The sequence below is a fragment of the Fredinandcohnia onubensis genome (assembly GCF_002734215.1).
GTDB lineage: Bacteria > Bacillota > Bacilli > Bacillales > Bacillaceae_L > Ferdinandcohnia > Ferdinandcohnia onubensis.
The window spans coordinates 231,487-248,631 of record NZ_NSEB01000003.1; the positions used below are offsets into that span (position 1 = coordinate 231,487).

The 17,145-nt window shown below is 38.7% G+C and carries 19 protein-coding genes; 12 read left to right on the forward strand and 7 right to left on the reverse strand.

The window, feature by feature from the left end; translation table 11 throughout:
- Positions 1-71 precede the first annotated feature (71 nt).
- Positions 72-800 (forward strand): TerC family protein, encoded by a 729-nt coding sequence (locus CKK03_RS02970; RefSeq protein ID WP_099361139.1) that lies wholly within the window; start codon positions 72-74, stop codon positions 798-800.
- A gap of 133 nt (positions 801-933) precedes the next feature.
- Here the strand turns inward: CKK03_RS02970 and mreBH are convergent, their stop codons facing one another.
- Positions 934-1,941: a rod-share determining protein MreBH gene (gene mreBH / locus CKK03_RS02975; RefSeq protein WP_099361140.1), complete on the reverse strand. Its 1,008-nt coding sequence runs from the start codon at positions 1,939-1,941 to the stop codon at positions 934-936.
- A gap of 268 nt (positions 1,942-2,209) precedes the next feature.
- Between mreBH and CKK03_RS02980 the strand changes: the two genes are divergently transcribed.
- The 3 genes from CKK03_RS02980 (at position 2,210) to treC (ending at position 5,048) form a co-directional block, all read left to right on the forward strand.
- Entirely contained in the window at positions 2,210-2,581 is a 372-nt protein-coding gene (locus tag CKK03_RS02980) for a DnaJ family domain-containing protein (RefSeq protein WP_099361141.1), read from the forward strand.
- Between the two features lie 53 nt (positions 2,582-2,634).
- Complete coding sequence (locus CKK03_RS02985; protein ID WP_099361142.1) at positions 2,635-3,009, forward strand: DUF488 domain-containing protein; 375 nt, start codon at positions 2,635-2,637, stop codon at positions 3,007-3,009.
- A 353-nt stretch (positions 3,010-3,362) separates the two neighbouring features.
- Positions 3,363-5,048, forward strand: coding sequence for an alpha,alpha-phosphotrehalase (treC, locus tag CKK03_RS02990; RefSeq protein WP_099361143.1), 1,686 nt, complete (start codon positions 3,363-3,365; stop codon positions 5,046-5,048).
- A gap of 42 nt (positions 5,049-5,090) precedes the next feature.
- Here treC and CKK03_RS23570 read toward each other — a convergent pair whose 3' ends face one another.
- Together CKK03_RS23570 and CKK03_RS02995 are read right to left on the reverse strand one after the other, a co-directional pair.
- Positions 5,091-5,231 carry a hypothetical protein gene (locus tag CKK03_RS23570; protein ID WP_180271128.1) on the reverse strand — a complete coding sequence of 47 codons (141 nt, stop codon included), beginning with the start codon at positions 5,229-5,231 and terminating at the stop codon, positions 5,091-5,093.
- A gap of 177 nt (positions 5,232-5,408) precedes the next feature.
- Positions 5,409-5,636 carry a DUF1128 domain-containing protein gene (locus CKK03_RS02995; protein ID WP_099361144.1) on the reverse strand — a complete coding sequence of 76 codons (228 nt, stop codon included), beginning with the start codon at positions 5,634-5,636 and terminating at the stop codon, positions 5,409-5,411.
- A gap of 107 nt (positions 5,637-5,743) precedes the next feature.
- Here CKK03_RS02995 and CKK03_RS03000 point away from each other — a divergent pair, with 107 nt between their 5' ends.
- From CKK03_RS03000 to CKK03_RS03010, 3 genes are read left to right on the forward strand one after another with little or no spacing between them, the layout of a single operon-like run.
- The gene (locus CKK03_RS03000) at positions 5,744-6,223 is read left to right on the forward strand and encodes a low molecular weight protein-tyrosine-phosphatase (protein WP_099361145.1); all 480 of its coding nucleotides are present in this window, start codon (positions 5,744-5,746) and stop codon (positions 6,221-6,223) included.
- A 5-nt stretch (positions 6,224-6,228) separates the two neighbouring features.
- Complete coding sequence (locus CKK03_RS03005) at positions 6,229-6,582, forward strand: YtxH domain-containing protein (protein WP_099361146.1); 354 nt, start codon at positions 6,229-6,231, stop codon at positions 6,580-6,582.
- A 4-nt stretch (positions 6,583-6,586) separates the two neighbouring features.
- A complete protein-coding gene (locus tag CKK03_RS03010; protein WP_099361147.1) occupies positions 6,587-7,426 on the forward strand; it encodes a YihY/virulence factor BrkB family protein in 840 nt (279 codons plus the stop codon).
- Between the two features lie 272 nt (positions 7,427-7,698).
- Here CKK03_RS03010 and CKK03_RS03015 read toward each other — a convergent pair whose 3' ends face one another.
- From CKK03_RS03015 to CKK03_RS03025, 3 genes are all read right to left on the reverse strand, one after another.
- A complete protein-coding gene (locus CKK03_RS03015; RefSeq protein WP_099361148.1) occupies positions 7,699-9,633 on the reverse strand; it encodes a heavy metal translocating P-type ATPase in 1,935 nt (644 codons plus the stop codon).
- 298 nt (positions 9,634-9,931) lie between these two features.
- Positions 9,932-10,078 (reverse strand): BH0509 family protein, encoded by a 147-nt coding sequence (locus CKK03_RS03020; protein ID WP_099355480.1) that lies wholly within the window; start codon positions 10,076-10,078, stop codon positions 9,932-9,934.
- A 160-nt stretch (positions 10,079-10,238) separates the two neighbouring features.
- The gene (locus CKK03_RS03025; RefSeq protein WP_099361149.1) at positions 10,239-11,402 is read right to left on the reverse strand and encodes an MFS transporter; all 1,164 of its coding nucleotides are present in this window, start codon (positions 11,400-11,402) and stop codon (positions 10,239-10,241) included.
- Between the two features lie 148 nt (positions 11,403-11,550).
- Here CKK03_RS03025 and CKK03_RS03030 point away from each other — a divergent pair, with 148 nt between their 5' ends.
- From CKK03_RS03030 to CKK03_RS03045, 4 genes are all read left to right on the forward strand, one after another.
- Complete coding sequence (locus CKK03_RS03030; RefSeq protein WP_099361150.1) at positions 11,551-11,937, forward strand: OsmC family protein; 387 nt, start codon at positions 11,551-11,553, stop codon at positions 11,935-11,937.
- Between the two features lie 91 nt (positions 11,938-12,028).
- Positions 12,029-13,111 carry a calcium/proton exchanger gene (cax, locus tag CKK03_RS03035; protein WP_099361151.1) on the forward strand — a complete coding sequence of 361 codons (1,083 nt, stop codon included), beginning with the start codon at positions 12,029-12,031 and terminating at the stop codon, positions 13,109-13,111.
- 332 nt (positions 13,112-13,443) lie between these two features.
- Entirely contained in the window at positions 13,444-14,073 is a 630-nt protein-coding gene (locus tag CKK03_RS03040) for a YczE/YyaS/YitT family protein (protein ID WP_099361152.1), read from the forward strand.
- 750 nt (positions 14,074-14,823) lie between these two features.
- Positions 14,824-15,642 carry a YfkD famly protein gene (locus CKK03_RS03045; RefSeq protein WP_099361153.1) on the forward strand — a complete coding sequence of 273 codons (819 nt, stop codon included), beginning with the start codon at positions 14,824-14,826 and terminating at the stop codon, positions 15,640-15,642.
- Positions 15,643-15,695: 53 nt separating this feature from the next.
- On the opposite strand, the gene yfkAB is transcribed toward CKK03_RS03045, so the two are convergent.
- Positions 15,696-16,817, reverse strand: coding sequence for a radical SAM/CxCxxxxC motif protein YfkAB (gene yfkAB, locus CKK03_RS03050; RefSeq protein ID WP_099361154.1), 1,122 nt, complete (start codon positions 16,815-16,817; stop codon positions 15,696-15,698).
- Between the two features lie 133 nt (positions 16,818-16,950).
- On the opposite strand from yfkAB, the gene CKK03_RS03055 reads away from it, so the two are divergent.
- Positions 16,951-17,139 carry an SE1561 family protein gene (locus tag CKK03_RS03055; RefSeq protein WP_099361155.1) on the forward strand — a complete coding sequence of 63 codons (189 nt, stop codon included), beginning with the start codon at positions 16,951-16,953 and terminating at the stop codon, positions 17,137-17,139.
- Positions 17,140-17,145 lie beyond the last annotated feature (6 nt).

Sequence of the window (17,145 nt, forward strand, 5' to 3'; positions counted from 1 at the left end):
AATAGGAGTATGCTAGAATATGTAATTTAAATTATGCTATTTTACTATATTAATTGAGGGGGAATTACCCTATGGATATGCTATCGATTCTTGGACTAGCTATCTCTTCTGGAGCAACAATCGCTCTATTAAAAATTATCGCTATTGATATTATATTATCTGGAGACAATGCTGTTGTAATTGCGATGGCTACGAGAAATCTTCCAAAAGATCAACAAAACAAAGCCATCTTTTGGGGAACAGCAGGGGCAGTTATTTTACGTATTTTATTTGCAGCCATCATTGTTTACTTGTTAAAAATTCCTTATGTGAATGTGATTGGTGGAGTCTTACTCCTTTTCATCGCCTACAAGGTATTAGTTGAAGAAGAAGGAGAAGCTCATGTGAAGTCTACATCTGGCATAATGTCAGCTATTGGTACAATTATCATGGCAGATGCTGTCATGAGTCTTGATAATGTAGTTGCGGTTGCAGGTGCTGCTGATGGTCACATTGGTATGATTGCACTAGGTGTTTTCATAAGTATTCCAATTATGATCTTCGGTTCAAAGTTCATTGTAAAAGCAATGGACAAATATGCTTGGATTTCATACGTCGGTGCTGGTATTCTTGCTTGGACAGCGGGTGAAATGGTAATGAAGGATAAGGGATTTATTAATTTCCTTCACATCGAACATGGTCCAGTTTCATACCTAATCGCAGCAGTATTAACAGTTCTTATATTAGGACTTGGATACTTGAAAAACAAAAAGATTGCTGCCAAAAAGAAGTTTCAAAAAACAACTTCAAAAACAGCATAATAAAAAGTAGTATGAAAAGGCCGAATCGTATAGGATTCGGCCTTTTCTATTTGTGTAAGGTAACCGTAGGGACGGTTCTAGTGGTTCCTATGATTATGGAACTGGGGGACCAGGAGAACCGTCCCCCTGGTTTTTATTTTGCAATTTTATGAAGCTTTGTGATGATGCTTAAAGAGCGTCCTGTTCCGATAGCAACTGATTCGAGTGGATTTGGAGCAAGGTGTACCGGAACGACGATTTCTTGGCTGAGCCAATCTTGCATGCCATTTAATAACGCTCCGCCTCCTGTTAAAATAACTCCACGATCGACAATATCACCACTTAATTCTGGTGGGCAATCCTCTAGGGTTGCGCGGATGGCTTCTAAAATATGAAGTAACGATTCTTTTAGCGTTTCTTGAATTTCGGTTGAACGCAATGAAATGGTCTTTGGTAGACCAGTGACAAGGTCACGTCCGCGAATATCCATTGTTTTTGTTTCGTGATCAACAAGTGCATAGCCGATTTCAAATTTAACTTGTTCAGCAGTATGTTCCCCGATAAGAACGTTGTATCTTTTTCTTACGTATTGAATAATATCTTCATCAAACTGGTCTCCGCCAATTCGAACTGAGTTGCACGTTACCACACCACCAAAGGAAATAATCGCAACCTCGGTATTACCTCCACCGATATCAACGATTACGTTCGCAACCGGCTCATCAACCGGTAAATCAGAGCCAACTGCTGCCGCAACTGGTTCTTCAATTAAATAAACCTGCTTGGCTCCACATAGTCTAACTGCGTCCTGGATCGCACGTCGCTCGACAGATGTAGACCCAGAAGGTGTACAAACGACCACATTTGGTTTGCGAATGGAGTAACCAATTTTTTGACTCACTTTTCTCATAATATGACGAAGCATGTCTGCAGTCATATTGAAGTCAGCAATGACACCTTGACGTAAAGGGCGAATCGCTACGATCTTTTCAGGCGTCTTACCAATCATTCTTTTCGCTTCTGCCCCAACAGCAATGACTCTGTTACTTTCAGTGTCAACCGCCACTACGGATGGCTCATTAATGATGATACCTTTATTTTTTGTATATACAAGAATATTTGCAGTTCCTAAATCAATTCCAATTTCCACGTTTGAAAACATTGTTATCTCCATCCTTTATAAAGTTTGGGGTTCTATTTCTAAGACTAAAACTGGTTTTCCGAAACACTTTTAGTCCTCATTTTATTTATAAAAGTAGTCATTTCAACCCACTTACTCTATAGTGTTCACGAAAAAATGTCGATTTTTGGGGGTTGTTGTCATATTGTAAAAATTGAAATATAGGAGAAATATATGAGGGGAATGGCAAAATGTTCAAAAAACACGTAAAATAGTAGTAGAAGAAACACTCCAAGAAGGAGGCGTTAATATGGATTTTTCACGTATTGTATCAGAGGATAAAATTCGTAAGGCCTATAAAGAAGGGGAGTTTGATAACTTACCTGGATTTGGCAAACCACTAAAGCTTGATGACGATTCTGCGATTCCAGAGGACCTCCGTATGGCTTATCGCGTCATGAAAAATTCAGGGTTTATCAATGAAGAAACGGAAATAAAAAAAGAGCTGCTCACGATTGAGAATCTCATTGATAACTGTGAGGATGAAGTTCAGCGGCAAATCTACCAGAAAAGACTTAACGAAAAACAATTTCGTTTAAACCAAATTCTAAAAAACAGAAAGACTTCACATTCATCCGTTTTTAAAGACTACCAAATGAAATTGCATAATAAATTCAAATAGTGAAAAGGGGGTAAAACATCGCGTTTTGCCTTTTTTTTGGAAGGAAGAGAAAAATGTTTGTATTAAAACGTATTTATGAGCCTTTTAGTACGGAAGATGGAAAAAGAATATTAGTGGATGGAATTTGGCCACGAGGAATTTCAAAGGACAAGGCTCAACTTGACAAGTGGATGAAAGAAATCGCCCCAAGTACTGAGCTGCGCAAAGAATTCAACCACAAGCCCGAAAGATTTGAAGAATTTAAGGAACATTACATAAAAGAACTGCAAGAGACTGAGGAGAAAAAAGTGGCATTGGATCAGTTGCTAGAGATGGCGAAGGAAGAAAAAGTTACTCTTCTTTTTGGTGCAAAGGATGAAGTGCATAACCAGGCGGTAGTGCTGAAGGAAGTATTGGCACGTGCAATGGACGAGCACCAAAATGATTAGTCGCAGTATTTTTAGGATAGTGGAAGTATTATCGAAATAACAGCAGTATTTTTGAGTTAGTGGCAGTATTCTCGGAATAGCGGCAGTATTTTTGCTTAGTGACAGTATTTTCGAGATAGTGACAGTAATTTTGGAACAGTGACAGTATTTCACTGATAGTGACATTAGTTTTGAAATAACGCCAGTTTTTCACAGTCATTGACTCCACCAAATCATGGTACTTCCGCCCGCCAAATCAGTGGTAGCAATTATTTGACTAACTTGTATATACAAGTTAAACTACAACTACAAATAAGTTTGTTTCCTTTATGAAATACTACAAACATGAATTATTTATATGGTGGTGTAGCAATTTGAAGCAGCCTTGGTGGAAGAAGTCTGTCGTTTATCAAATTTATCCGAAGAGTTTTAATGATACAACTGGAAACGGTGTCGGTGATCTTCAAGGGATCATCGAAAAGCTTGATTACCTGAAAGCCCTTGGTGTGGACGTCGTTTGGCTAACGCCGATTTACAAATCTCCACAGCGGGATAACGGGTACGATATTAGCGATTATTTTGCGATTCAAGAAGAATATGGCACGATGGAGGATTTTGATCGCTTGCTAGAGGAAGCTCATTCCCGCGGCATCAAGATCATCATGGACATCGTTGTGAATCATACCTCGACTGAAAACGAATGGTTCAAGCAATCCCGAGAGTCTAAAGACAACCCGTATCGAGATTTCTATATTTGGAAAGACCCTAAAGACGGTCACGAGCCAACTAACTGGGAATCTAAATTCGGCGGTAATGCTTGGGAGTATGATGAAAAAACAGGGCAGTACTACCTTCATCTTTTTGACGTAACCCAAGCGGATCTTAATTGGGAAAATGATGAGGTTCGTAAAAAAGTCTATGACATGATGACTTTCTGGTTTGAAAAAGGGGTAGATGGTTTCCGTCTTGATGTAATCAATCTCATCTCAAAAGACCAAAGCTTCCCGGATGATGACGGTTCTGTCCCTCCAGGTGACGGACGTAAGTTTTATACAGATGGTCCACGCGTCCATGAGTTCATGCACGAAATGAATCAGAATGTTTTTTCGAAATACGATAGTATGACGGTTGGGGAAATGTCATCTACGACAATTGAAGATTGTATTAAATATTCAAACCCTGAACGTGAAGAACTTAGTATGACTTTTAATTTTCATCATTTAAAGGTGGATTATCCGAACGGTGATAAGTGGACGGTTGCCGATTTTGATTTCCAAGCATTGAAAAAAATCCTCTCAACTTGGCAGGTTGAAATGCATAAGGGTGGTGGCTGGAATGCACTGTTCTGGTGCAACCATGATCAACCGCGGATTGTTTCAAGATATGGGAATGATGGTGAGTATTTAACGGAATCAGCGAAAATGCTTGCGACAACCATTCATATGATGCAAGGTACGCCTTATATTTACCAAGGTGAAGAGTTTGGAATGACCAATCCGAAATTCAATGACATCTCTGAGTATCGTGATGTTGAGTCCATCAATATCTACAATATTAAAAAAGAACAAGGAATGAGCAACGACGAAATTATCGAGATTCTTAAACATAAATCACGTGATAATTCTCGTACACCTGTGCAGTGGGATGCAAGTGAACATGCTGGTTTCACAAGCGGAACTCCATGGATTAATGTTGCTTCAAATTATAAAACAATTAATGCGCAAGAAGCGTTAGAAGATAAAGACTCAGTCTTCTATCATTACCAAAAATTGATTAGGCTCCGTAAGGATTTCGACATTATTACGTATGGAGATTATGAATTATTGCATGAGGACCATCCGGAAATCTTTGCGTATGTTCGTAATGGTGAGAATGAGAAACTTCTAGTCGTAAACAATTTCTACGGAAGAGAAACAACGTTTGAGATTCCTGCAGACTTAAATGTAAGTGAATATATCAGTGACTTACTCATTTCCAACTATGAGAATTCGCAACTTGATCTTTCAAAAGGAATCAAATTACGTCCATACGAGTCTGTTGTCTACCATTTGACAAAATAAACAATGAGCCATACCTAAGGGTGTGGCTCATTTTCATACCTTTTATTCTTTTTCATCAGGTAGTGGGTCAATTTTTTTTGAATCATCGATATCCATCGAAGTGGCGACAAAGTAAAACCAGAATCCAGCGGAGATAAAATACAACACAGACATGCCAATAAGCGTTAGCCAAAGTCCTAGCAAATGTAATCCCCCCTTTAGATGGGACACAGGGACAGGTTCATTGTCCCAAAGTTACAATGCCCTCTCTATAGATATATGCAAGGGTGAATAGTTATTGACTTAATATTCTGATTTTGTGTCGTGCCACAATAAAAAAAACCCGCCATAGGCGAGTTTCAAAAAGGTTGGTTCTATGTATTATTTATTTTTGCGTAAGCTCCCGAGTTCTTCGACAAGTGCCTGCATTTCGTTCGGGCTAAATGAGTTCTTTTTCATGGTAAGGTCGTAAATATCCTTTAATTCTTCGTACATTTCTTCGTCAAAATGGGAAGGCTTAATGGCACCAATGTTTAGCACTTTCAGTTTTTCTTTAATTTTTTCTATCATAAACTCTACGTTTTCGACTGACTTTTGTGAGAGATCCAATGTTTTCATCCTTTCAATTTTCAGTGTATTCTTATTGTATCACGTTTCTGCTATTATTTAATATGGCGAGGTACGGAAAAATATGACATGAAGGAGAATGGACAAAAATGATAAAGGTATTATTCGTATGCTTAGGGAATATCTGTAGATCACCGATGGCGGAGGCCATTTTTCGTGATTTAGTACAAAAGGAAGGGCTTGCGGATCGAATCCAAGTTGACTCAGCAGGAACGGGAGACTGGCATATCGGACATCCGCCGCATAAAGGCACGCAAACCATTTTAACAAAATATAATATCTCATTTGAAGGGATTAAGGCACGTCAAGTATTACCGGAAGATCTTGGACAATTTGATTATATTATTGCAATGGACTCAGACAATTTAGGAAACCTTCAAAAAATGATAACCGGTGAAAAAACAGGTCGGATTCAACGGCTCCTTGATTTTGTCGATGAGAGCAAAATTACAGATGTACCTGACCCGTACTACACCGGGAATTTTGATGAGGTGTACGAACTGGTGACCAACGGCTGCAAACGTCTATTAGACGTCATCAAAAAGGAAAACCTAGTCGGAAAGGAGTGATACGAATGGCGAAACGTAATAAAATGGTCGAAGGCATGTTCATAGGCGCTGCCATTGGTGCAGCAATTTCTTTACTCGATAAGGAAACAAGAGAGCAATTTTTACATACTAGTAAAAGAGTGAGCAAAAAGGCAGTTGAAGTGATGAAAAATCCACAGCGTTATACAGAGCTTGTAAGGGACCAGTTCAATACTGTTCGTACAACAGTTGAACAGGTCGCAGAGGATGTTCGTATCGTAACCTCAAAGGTGAATGAAATCGTTGAAACTACACCAGAAATTGTCGAAGCTGTCAAAGAAACAAAGGATGCAATTGCTAATAAAACGGAAGGTATGAGGGACGATAATATAGAGAGGTGAAGAAATGACCGAAGTTCGAACCTTAGATTTGCGGTTTATTAAGGAATTGATTTTGCGATATAAGGAAGATGAAGTAGGGAGTATGTCTGCAGAATTAGCCTACTTTTTCTTGCTTTCATTATTCCCATTTTTAATCTTTCTCGTGACACTCATTGGATATCTGCCAATATCCCATATAGATGTCTTGGCGTTTGTGAGACAGTATGCACCTGTAGGTACTGTTGATTTGATTGAAGAAAACTTAAATTTTATAGTCAATTCAAATAAAGGCGGGCTCTTATCAATAGGGATCATTGGTACCTTGTGGTCGTCATCCAATGGAATCAACGCGGTCGTTAGGTCGTTCAATAAAGCCTATGATGTAAAAGAAACCCGGAATTTTTTTATCACACGAGGGATTTCAATACTCCTCACATTCGGGATGATTTTTGTCATTATCGTCGCTTTATTATTACCCGTCTTCGGAAAGCAAATTGGGATATTTATGTTTTCGTCTTTTGGCTTGTCTGATGAATTTTTAGATGTTTGGAATGGAATTCGTTGGATTGTGAGTGCGGCTATCCTGTTTATTGTATTTACGTTTTTGTACTGGGTGGCACCAAACCGCCCGTTAAAATTTAAAGAAATCATTTCAGGATCCTTTTTTGCAACTTTCGGATGGATGTTCGTTTCCCTCGCGTTTTCCTATTATGTAAACAGCTTTGGCCATTATTCTACGACATATGGCAGCCTAGGTGCCATTATAGTACTAATGATTTGGTTCTATTTATCAGCGATGATCATCATCATCGGAGGAGAAATCAACGCCATTTTGAACTGTCACCGGATTAGGGATGGCCGATAATTTTACCGTAAGTTACCTTCATGGAAAGTGAGGTGGCGAGAGATAATAAAGGGTGTAAGTACAGTACAAGGAGGCCTTTATTATGTCTAAAAAAGACGGTGGAACAAAGCAAAAGGGAAAGAAAAATAGCCCAAAACAAAAAACTAGCAGTTCTGCAAACGGCAGCAACGGCTATCACTAGAACCAGAGGAACCAGAGGGACGGTTCTATTGGTCCCCAATACTTGGATATTTAACAAAAGAGGACTTGACCGATGGGGTCAAGTCCTTATTTTATGACTTCAACAAGCGAAGTCCATTTAAAATAACGAGAATAGTGCTTCCTTCATGGCCAATGACGCCAAATGGGAGGTCAATGATTTGAAAGAAGTTTGACAGGATTAACAGCATAATCACACTAATAGAAAAAATAATATTTTGTTTGATGATCCGGTTCATGCGTTTTGAAAGCTTTACGGCTTCCGCAATTCGTGGAAGGTCATTTTTCATCAGTACGACATCTGCAGTTTCAAGCGCAACATCCGTTCCTTGACCCATCGCAATCCCAACATTCGCAGTTGCTAAAGCAGGTGCATCATTGATTCCGTCCCCAACCATGGCAACAGTGTCGTATTTTGAAATAAGGCCTTTGATGTGGTTCACCTTTGTTTCTGGCAAACATTCAGCAATATGTTGGTCAACATGACTTTCAGCCGCAATGGCTTCAGCTGTTTTTTCACCGTCTCCGGTTAGCATAACTGTATAAATTCCAAGGTCTTTTAGGTCAGAAATAGCTGAAACTGTATCATTACGGACAACGTCTTTGAGAGCGAGAATCCCAGCAATATCGGTACCTGCTTTTACATAAACAATTGTTTTACCTTCAGAAGCCAGTTGTTTCGCAACACCATTTTTAAAAGTAACTGCAGCATCTTTTCCAACAAGATCTGCTTTACCAATTAACCAATGATTCTCACCGACAGTTGCTTTAACCCCATATCCAGGCATATCCTCAATACCATCTATAGTTATTAGGTCCTGACCATTTGACTTAGCATGATTCACGATTGATTGTGCTAATGGATGTGTAGATTGATTTTCTATGGAAGATACAATTTGTAAAAATTCATTTTGATCAATTGAATCAGAAACAATCATATCGGTTACGACAGGTTTTCCTTTTGTCAGTGTCCCTGTTTTATCAAATGCTATAGCTTTTAAATTACCTAACTGCTCAAGGTGAACACCACCTTTAAACAGGATCCCACGTCTTGCTCCATTTGAAATCGCCGATAATGTTGCTGGCATAATGGAGGCAACTAGGGCACAAGGGGATGCAACGACTAATAAAATCATGGCACGGTAGAAGGATTCAGTCCATGTCCACCCTAACAGGAAGTGTGGAAGGAACATCATTAAACCTACCGCAATTAGAACAAACTTCACATACGTACCTTCAAATTTTTCAATAAATTGCTGGGAAGGGGACTTTTCACTTTGAGCTGATTGTACAAGCTTAATGATTTTTTGGAACAACGAATCCTCATTTGGCTTTGTCACTTCAACAGTGATGGACCCACGAAGGTTAACGGTCCCCGCAAAAACATCATCACCTAGGGATTTACGTACAGGAATCGACTCACCTGTAATGGCCGCTTGGTCCACGTTTGTGTCACCTTTTAAAAGCTTACCGTCGGCTGGAATGCGTTCACCTGGTTTGACTAAAATCGCATCGCCAATTTGAAGAGAAGAAACATGGACAATTCTCTCAATGCCATTTGCAACAAGAGTAGCTTCTTCAGGCTGAAGGCCCATAAGTGAAGAGATTTCCTTATGACTTTTATTCATCGTATAGGTTTCAAGAGCACCACTTAATGCGAAAATAAAGATTAAAATCGCACCCTCATTCCAGTACCCAATGATCGCAGAGCCAATTGCGGCAAATATCATCAACATCTCTACATTTAATTCTTTTTCCGCAATCGTATCAGAAATACCTTCCTTTGCTTTTGCATAACCACCAATAACAAACGCGAGAAGATACATAACAATTGAAGTGGTGTTGTGTTCGAAATGCCCTAATGTCCAGGCAATCGCAATTAAAACACCACTCGTTAACGCTGCAATTAATTCACCGTGAAGCTGTACTTTTTCAAGGAGCGGAGAAGATTCATTATCTGTTTTATATACTTGCTGTCGTCTTGGAGCAGTCTTTACTTCAGTATTCATTTCGTTCGCCTCCATTTTCTAATTGAGAAAAACATTCAATTATACATATCTAATTGAGAATAAAAATCAACTTGATATTGCTAATTGAGAAAGGGAATCACAATCAATAAGCCGTTTAAACAAGAAAACTGCAATCTTTACGATAGCAGTTGCTAATTTAATTGATTTTTACTTTATAATTATTATTAATTATAACACATTACCCGATTTTTAAAAGTGTTTTTTATAATAATTTTAAATAAGCTTGTAAGTTCATAAAAAAACAACTCGCCAACGAATGACGAGTTGTTCTTCTTCTTTATTCTGCAATTTCCTCAAAGTGAAAATAGGTGGTGTTATAGATATGCTCGATATCTGCATCGGTCATATACATAAGCTCCATTTTAGTAATGCCTTTAAACTTCTCAATAAACTCCATCATGTTTTTGCGTTCTTGCCTACTCATTACAATCATCCCCTTAAGTTTTTTTCGTCCTACACATCTGTTTTAATACAGTGTATTAATCTTTAATGTATTATATAACAGATTTTCAAAAAACGTCAATCGGATTCTTAAAAATAGGCAGAAAATCATAGAAAATAAGAAAGACTTCCTAAAAAGGAAGTCAATTTTCAACTGTCTTAGTTGCCGTTCTCGTGCCAAAGACAGATAGAATGATAAATATTAAAAACAGAATCGTTCCAATGACATTGAAAAAGCTAATGTTTTCAAAGTATTGGATAAACAGTCCACCGAAAAACGGTCCGACAAGGCTTCCGACGCTAAAGAAAACGCCACATAGAAGGTTTCCGGTCGGCAATAAATTCCTTGGCATTAAGTCTGTCATATAAGAGATTCCGAGAGAGAAAGTCGATCCAACTGCCATTCCCGCAAACGTAATGCAGAGCCAGAGTCCGACATGAGAGTGCTCAAGGAAGCTTGCAACGGTAAAACTTAAAAATCCTAAAAACAGTACAATCATTAAAATATTTCTTCGACCAAATTTATCACTTAGAATACCCAATGGAAGTTGGGTGATGATGCTGCCTAGTGCAAATGAAGTTAATAGAATTGAAACAAATCCCACATTTAAATCAATGCGTAATCCATAAACCGGGAAACTTCCGTTAAGAGAAGACTCAAGAAAGCCATAGGCCAGCGGCGGTAGAAAGGCAACCCATGCATACTTCCAGGCTTTTGAAAAACGATTGAATGTCTCCCTAAATGAGTTCACCCCTAAATCTTGTTCCGGAAACTCATTTTTTAATAGGAATAAAAAGAACCAACCAATTAAACAAAGGACAGAAGATAGAATAAATGGCAGGGTTTCATCAATGTTAACCAAAGGTGTCATTAACGGCCCAGTGGCAAAGCCAAGCCCAAAGAATAATCCGTATAAGGAAATGTTTCTTCCACGCTTATTCTCAGGAGAAAATGATGTAATCCATGTTTGTGTTCCAAAGTGCAAGGAGTGATCCCCAATTCCGATCAAGAGTCTTAGGACAAACCAAAACCAAAATGATTTCCATAATGGGAACATGGCTAGTGACACGACAACGAGCAATCCCCCAAATAGAATGACAGGTTTGTAGCCATATTTCCTTAGCGGGTACTCCATAAATGGTGAAACAAGTAATATACCGATATATAGGGCAGTTGCATGTAATCCGTTTAAGGTAGATGACATTCCGTTATTTTCAAAAATAACCGCAATTAAAGGAAGTAGCATACCCTGGCTAAAACCAGAAACTGCAACAATACTAACTAATATCCAAAACCGTAATCTCATGTTGTTTTTCCCCCAGTTTCATTTCACAATCTAATGATACAAAATTAATGAGGGGTTGAAAATGGAAAAGAATGATTCTCTTTTCTTTTCATTCTATGGAGAATTTGAGTAAACTGAAGATATCAGTCAAAGACAGGGGGCATTTTTCATGATTTTTAAAATGCAAGAAGTGGGCTTTTACACAGATGTAGAATTTGGTAAGTTGCAGGTTGCTGGCGACGAAGCTCATGGATTCAGACCTTATCAGCTTTTAGTTTCGTCTATCGCAGTTTGTAGTGGGGGCACACTTCGTAAGGTTCTAGAAAAGAAGAGAATGGAGGTAGAGGACATCACCATTAAGACTGAAGTGGAGCGAAATGAGGCACATGCGAACCGGGTCGAGAAAGTTTACATTCACTATGTGATAAAAGGAAAAGATTTAGCTGAACAAAAAATCCAACGTTCGATTGAAGTTGCTCATCGGAATTGTCCGATCGCCCAATCAGTAAAGGGAAGCATCGACATTATTGAAACTTTTGAGATTGTGGATGCATAAAAACATTTGAATAGAACATAATCTATATAGATAAAAACTACGCTAACGATGGGCGTAGTTTTTTTAGATTTCGTCCATTTCGTATAGGTCAATGAAAGGGAGTGTTCCTTTGAATCGAATTTTCTTGATTATGGTGATAATCGGCTTACCTCTTTCTATCATTGGAAGTCTGCTTCACTGGCCAGCCGTTATCATGTTTATTGTGTACTGTTTAACTATTATCGCTTTAGCTGGATTTATGGGAAGAGCGACGGAGAGCCTTGCCATTATTGCGGGCCCGAGAATTGGTGGTTTGTTAAACGCAACCTTTGGAAATGCAGTTGAACTTATTATTTCTATCTTTGCTTTAAAAGCGGGACTTGTCACGGTTGTGCTTGCATCACTAACGGGTTCTGTCCTTGGTAACCTTTTACTAGTAGGGGGTCTTTCCTTTTTAGTCGGAGGTATTAAGTTTAAAAGGCAGAAATTTAGTGTACATGATGCGCGACACAATTCGGGTCTATTAATTTTTTCTGTCATTCTAGCCTTTGTTATTCCAGAAGTTTTTTCAATGGACATGAATGATACAGATACATTTACATTAAGCGTTGGAATTTCAGTTATTTTAATCATGTTATACTTAGCTGGGCTTTTCTTTAAGCTCGTTTCACATCGAGGCATTTATCAGGAAGATTCGGAACAGGTCGAAAAAGAAAGTGAAGAGCATGAAGAACCTGAGTGGGGGAAATGGAAGGCGTTTATTATCTTGGCGCTGTCAACGGTTGCGGTAGGGTATGTGTCTGAAAATCTCGTTCATACCTTCGAAGTCGTGGCGGAAGCATTCGGCTGGAGTGAGATTTTTATTGGAATTATTATTGTGGCGATTGTCGGAAATGCAGCTGAACATGCATCAGCCGTTATGATGGCTTATAAGAATAAAATGAATGTGGCCATTGAGATTGCAATTGGTTCGACGTTACAGGTAGCGATGTTTGTTGCGCCGCTACTGGTTTTGATATCATTATTCCTAGACACACAAATGTCGCTAGTTTTCTCTATGCCAGAACTTATTTCTATGATAACAGCAGTGTTTTTAACCATTGCACTAACAAATGATGGAGAAACGAACTGGTTCGAAGGTGGCACTCTATTAGCCGCATACGCCATCATGGGAATTGGATTTTATTTATTATAAGAATAAAACGACTCTGTGTAGACAACATCCACACAGAGTCGTTTGGTGTTTTAATCTTCTAAGTACTTTTTAAGGGATAACTTAACTTTTTTTCATTGGTGTTCTCTTCGTCAGGCAACTCGATAGCATACCCCCTCCATTAAGGTATGGTCTCCTTATCCCTCCTTTAAGTAAGGTATACTTAATAATATTTGCACAACATTAAAAATATTCAATTTAATTTTAAAAAGTGAAAAAATATCGATTAATCTTTTTAAGTTGATTATAATAAAATCCAATGTTTAAACTAATTGTTACTTTTAAAAAAAATTTAATCTTTAGGGAGCACTTCTATGATCACACGTCGAATCATATTTTTTTGCGTTGGATTGTTTGTTTTAGCACTGGGAATCAGTTTAATGATCATTGCAGATATCGGGGCTGGGGCATGGGACGCACTCAATGTTGGACTCTCAGAGTCAATTGGTCTTACTGTAGGGAATTGGGTTATTATTGTGGGTATTTGTGTCATGCTTTTAAATGCATTTTTACTCAAGGAACGGCCAGCATTCTTATCAATTGGAACCATCATTTTAATTGGCTTTTTTATAGATTTTTGGTTATTAATTGCACTAGATGAACTGAATTTAGAAGGATTTGTCGTGAAGGCCCTTGTTTTACTTGGGGGATTAGTGATCGCATCACTTGGAATTGCCATATACCTTCAAGCAAAGTTTCCACTCTCACCGCTCGATAATCTAATGCTCGCGATCAGTAAGCGATTCAAGTTAAGATTTGGGATTTCGAAAACAATTGCTGAGGCGACAGGCTTGGTGTTGGCTCTTTTGTTTGGAGGACCAATTGGCATTGGAACCTTGGTTGTAACATTCGGAATCGGACCGATTATTCAATTCTTCTATCCACATTGTGAAAGGTTGATGGAAAATGGCCTCGGCTCCAGGGCAAAACCGAAAACTAATTAGTCGGCCTTCCGGGTGAACCGGAAGACTTTTTGTGATGGAGTAGAACCTGGATTGTCCGATAAATTGCGGTTTATGTCCGATATAATTAGATTAATGTCCGATAAATTGTGGTTTATGTCCGATAAAATTAGATTAATGTCCGATAAAATGCACGTAATGTCCGATATCCGCCTAACTTTGTCCGATATATTCAAATGTGTGTCCGATATCCAGATCGAGGGCAAAGAACATTAGTCGGCTTTCCGGGTGAACCGGAAGGCTTTTATAATGGAGTAGAACCTGAATTGTCCGATAAATTGTGGTTTATGTCCGATATAATTAGATTAATGTCCGATAAAATACACGCAATGTCCGATATCCGCCTAACTTTGTCCGATATATTCAAATATATGTCCGATATCCAGATCGGAAGTAAAGATTAGTTAGTCGGCCTTCCGGGAGCGGAAGGCTTTTATGATGTAGTAGAACCTGGATTGTCCGATAAATTGTGGTTTATGTCCGATATAATTAGATTAATGTCCGATAAAATGCACGCAAGGTCCGATATGCGCCCAACTTGTCCGCGATATATTCAAATGTGTGTCCGATATCCAGATCGAGAGCAAAGAAAATTAGTCGGCCTTCCGGGTGAACCGGAAGGCTTTTTGTATGTCAGTTTCGTGCTACTAGAAATTTTCTAATAAAAGGATGGATAATCCGCAAAAACTTCGAAAACACTAAGCACAAAGCCAAGGAAAGGAGTACCGACCTATGAAACGATATTTTCATTTTATAGTTGCCGCCATGTTTATGTTTAGTTTTGTTACAGGAACAGCGATGGCGGAAGGTACCGAAAAAGCAAAGGGTAATAAAGCAGATAAATTCAAGATTCCTAGTTCTGTTTTAGACATATCACAAGATAATACGTACCCGAACCCGACGCAGGATTTGCCATATCTACAGCCAAGTAAGCTTACAAAAGAGCTTATTAATAGTGCTGATGTAGAAATAGAAAATCCAGATCTCATTCGTATTTTAAATGAGTCGGCTATTCAAACGACACCTTTAGCGCTTGGGTATCGCGCAACCATTTATTTAGGGCAATGGCCACTGAGTTATGAATCGTCTGAAACAAGCACGAATTGGGAATATGAAAAAATCAATACAAATTATTATGACAATCGTGGTGGAAAGACTCCATATAAAATCCACTACAAACAGGAAATGCAGAAGATTGTCAAAGGCGGACTAACAGCGGAGATTCAAGATGCTGAAGATGTAAAGAAAATGATGCTGATTGAAGCTGCGAAAAAGTCGAAGCTTCCACTTTCCTTCAAAACGATTATTGGTGGAGGAACGAAAAAAGATCAAATCTATAATGTACCACCGAAAAAGCTAGGATACTTATATGCCTATGCGCCAGCAGTTAACGAAAAAGGTAAGGTTACATACGGTGAGGTTTATTTGGTTCTAAAAGGAAGCAAAAAATCGATCGTCGTTAAAAATGTAACCCACCAAGGAATCGGCGCATGGATTCCAGTCCAAGACCACGTTTCATACGGATTCCTCGTATCAGATACCCCAAGATAAACCCGCTAATACGGGATAAAAGAAATTCGGGCGACACTCAGCGCCCGAATTTTTTATAGATTTGAACTCCGTTTTGTAAAGTCATCCTCTTTGTAATACGCGTTTTTCACAAGAATATTAGGCCCAAGGCATTTCACTGCCGGGCAGTGGCAACTAATTTCTTTCGCGATCTTTGTTTTTGACCAGTTGTCATATGCGTCTTGAAGCGAGGTTGTTTGGATATTACCTAGTGGTGGCGTGTCTCCGAAATCAGTCACGATAATATCTCCGTTGAAAATATTCACATTCAATCGAGAGCGACCATCTGGGTCATTACGCACTGTTACATTTTTACTTGAATAAAGTCTCTTTAGTAAAGCAAGATCATCCTCATTGTGGCTGCACGGATAAAATGGCAAAGTGCCAAACAACATCCACACATCGTCATTACGAATATCAAGGAGTTGATGGATGGCGCTCCTAATTTCTACAAGCGACAATACCTCTAGATTGCTAGCAAAATCGCTCGGGTACATAGGATGTACCTCATGTCGGCCGCACTCCATTTCCTCCACAATTTGTTTGTGAATTGTTTCTAAATGTGGAAGAGTGCGTTTATTTAACATGGTTTCCGCAGCAACCATTACTCCAGCTCTTGATAAGGCTTTGCTATTTTCAATCATGCGCTGAAAATAACGTTCGCGCTGTTCAAATGATGGCTTTTTCTCCATCATCGCAAATCCACCTTCAACAAAATCATCGACCGTTCCCCAGTTATGTGAAATATGAAGCACATCTAAATAAGGAATAATTTTTTCATACCGCGCGAGATCCAATGTGAGATTCGAATTGATTTGAGTACGAACGCCTCTTTCATGGGCATACTTAAAAAGAGGAACCACATAATTCGCAACAGATTTCGTTGACAGCATTGGCTCGCCACCTGTGATACTTAAGGAACGAAGCTTTGGAATTTCATCTAGGCGTTTTAATAATAGATCAATTGGTAAAGCATTTGGATCCTTAGGCTGTAATGTGTAGCCAACCGCACAATGCTCGCATCTCATGTTACAGAGATACGTCGTTGTAAATTCAATGTTGGTAAGCTGCATTGAGCCGTATTGCTCAACATCTAAATAAGCCTCCCACGGGTCATGTGCGGGAGAAATTCGAATAGAAGACTGTAATTTTGACATATGTAACTCCTTTTTACGGATTTGTTAAAACACAAATCGCCTTAGGCATTGTATTGAAAAGAATAATAGTTGTCAATGCAAACATCTTTTACTAAGATAAAAAGATACCGGAAAATGAAAGGAACGTTGTCACTTGGGAAACGCAATTCAAGATAAGGACTTACAAATAACCTATTTAAAAAATCGATTAAATATGTTCTTAGAGGTGATTGATTCATTAGACCCTGAATCAACTGAACTAGAAGATATAGACCGTCTGATCGGGATGCTCGATGACTTGGAAGGAAAATACGAACGATTTAAAAAGGATTGGAAAGAATAAAAACTT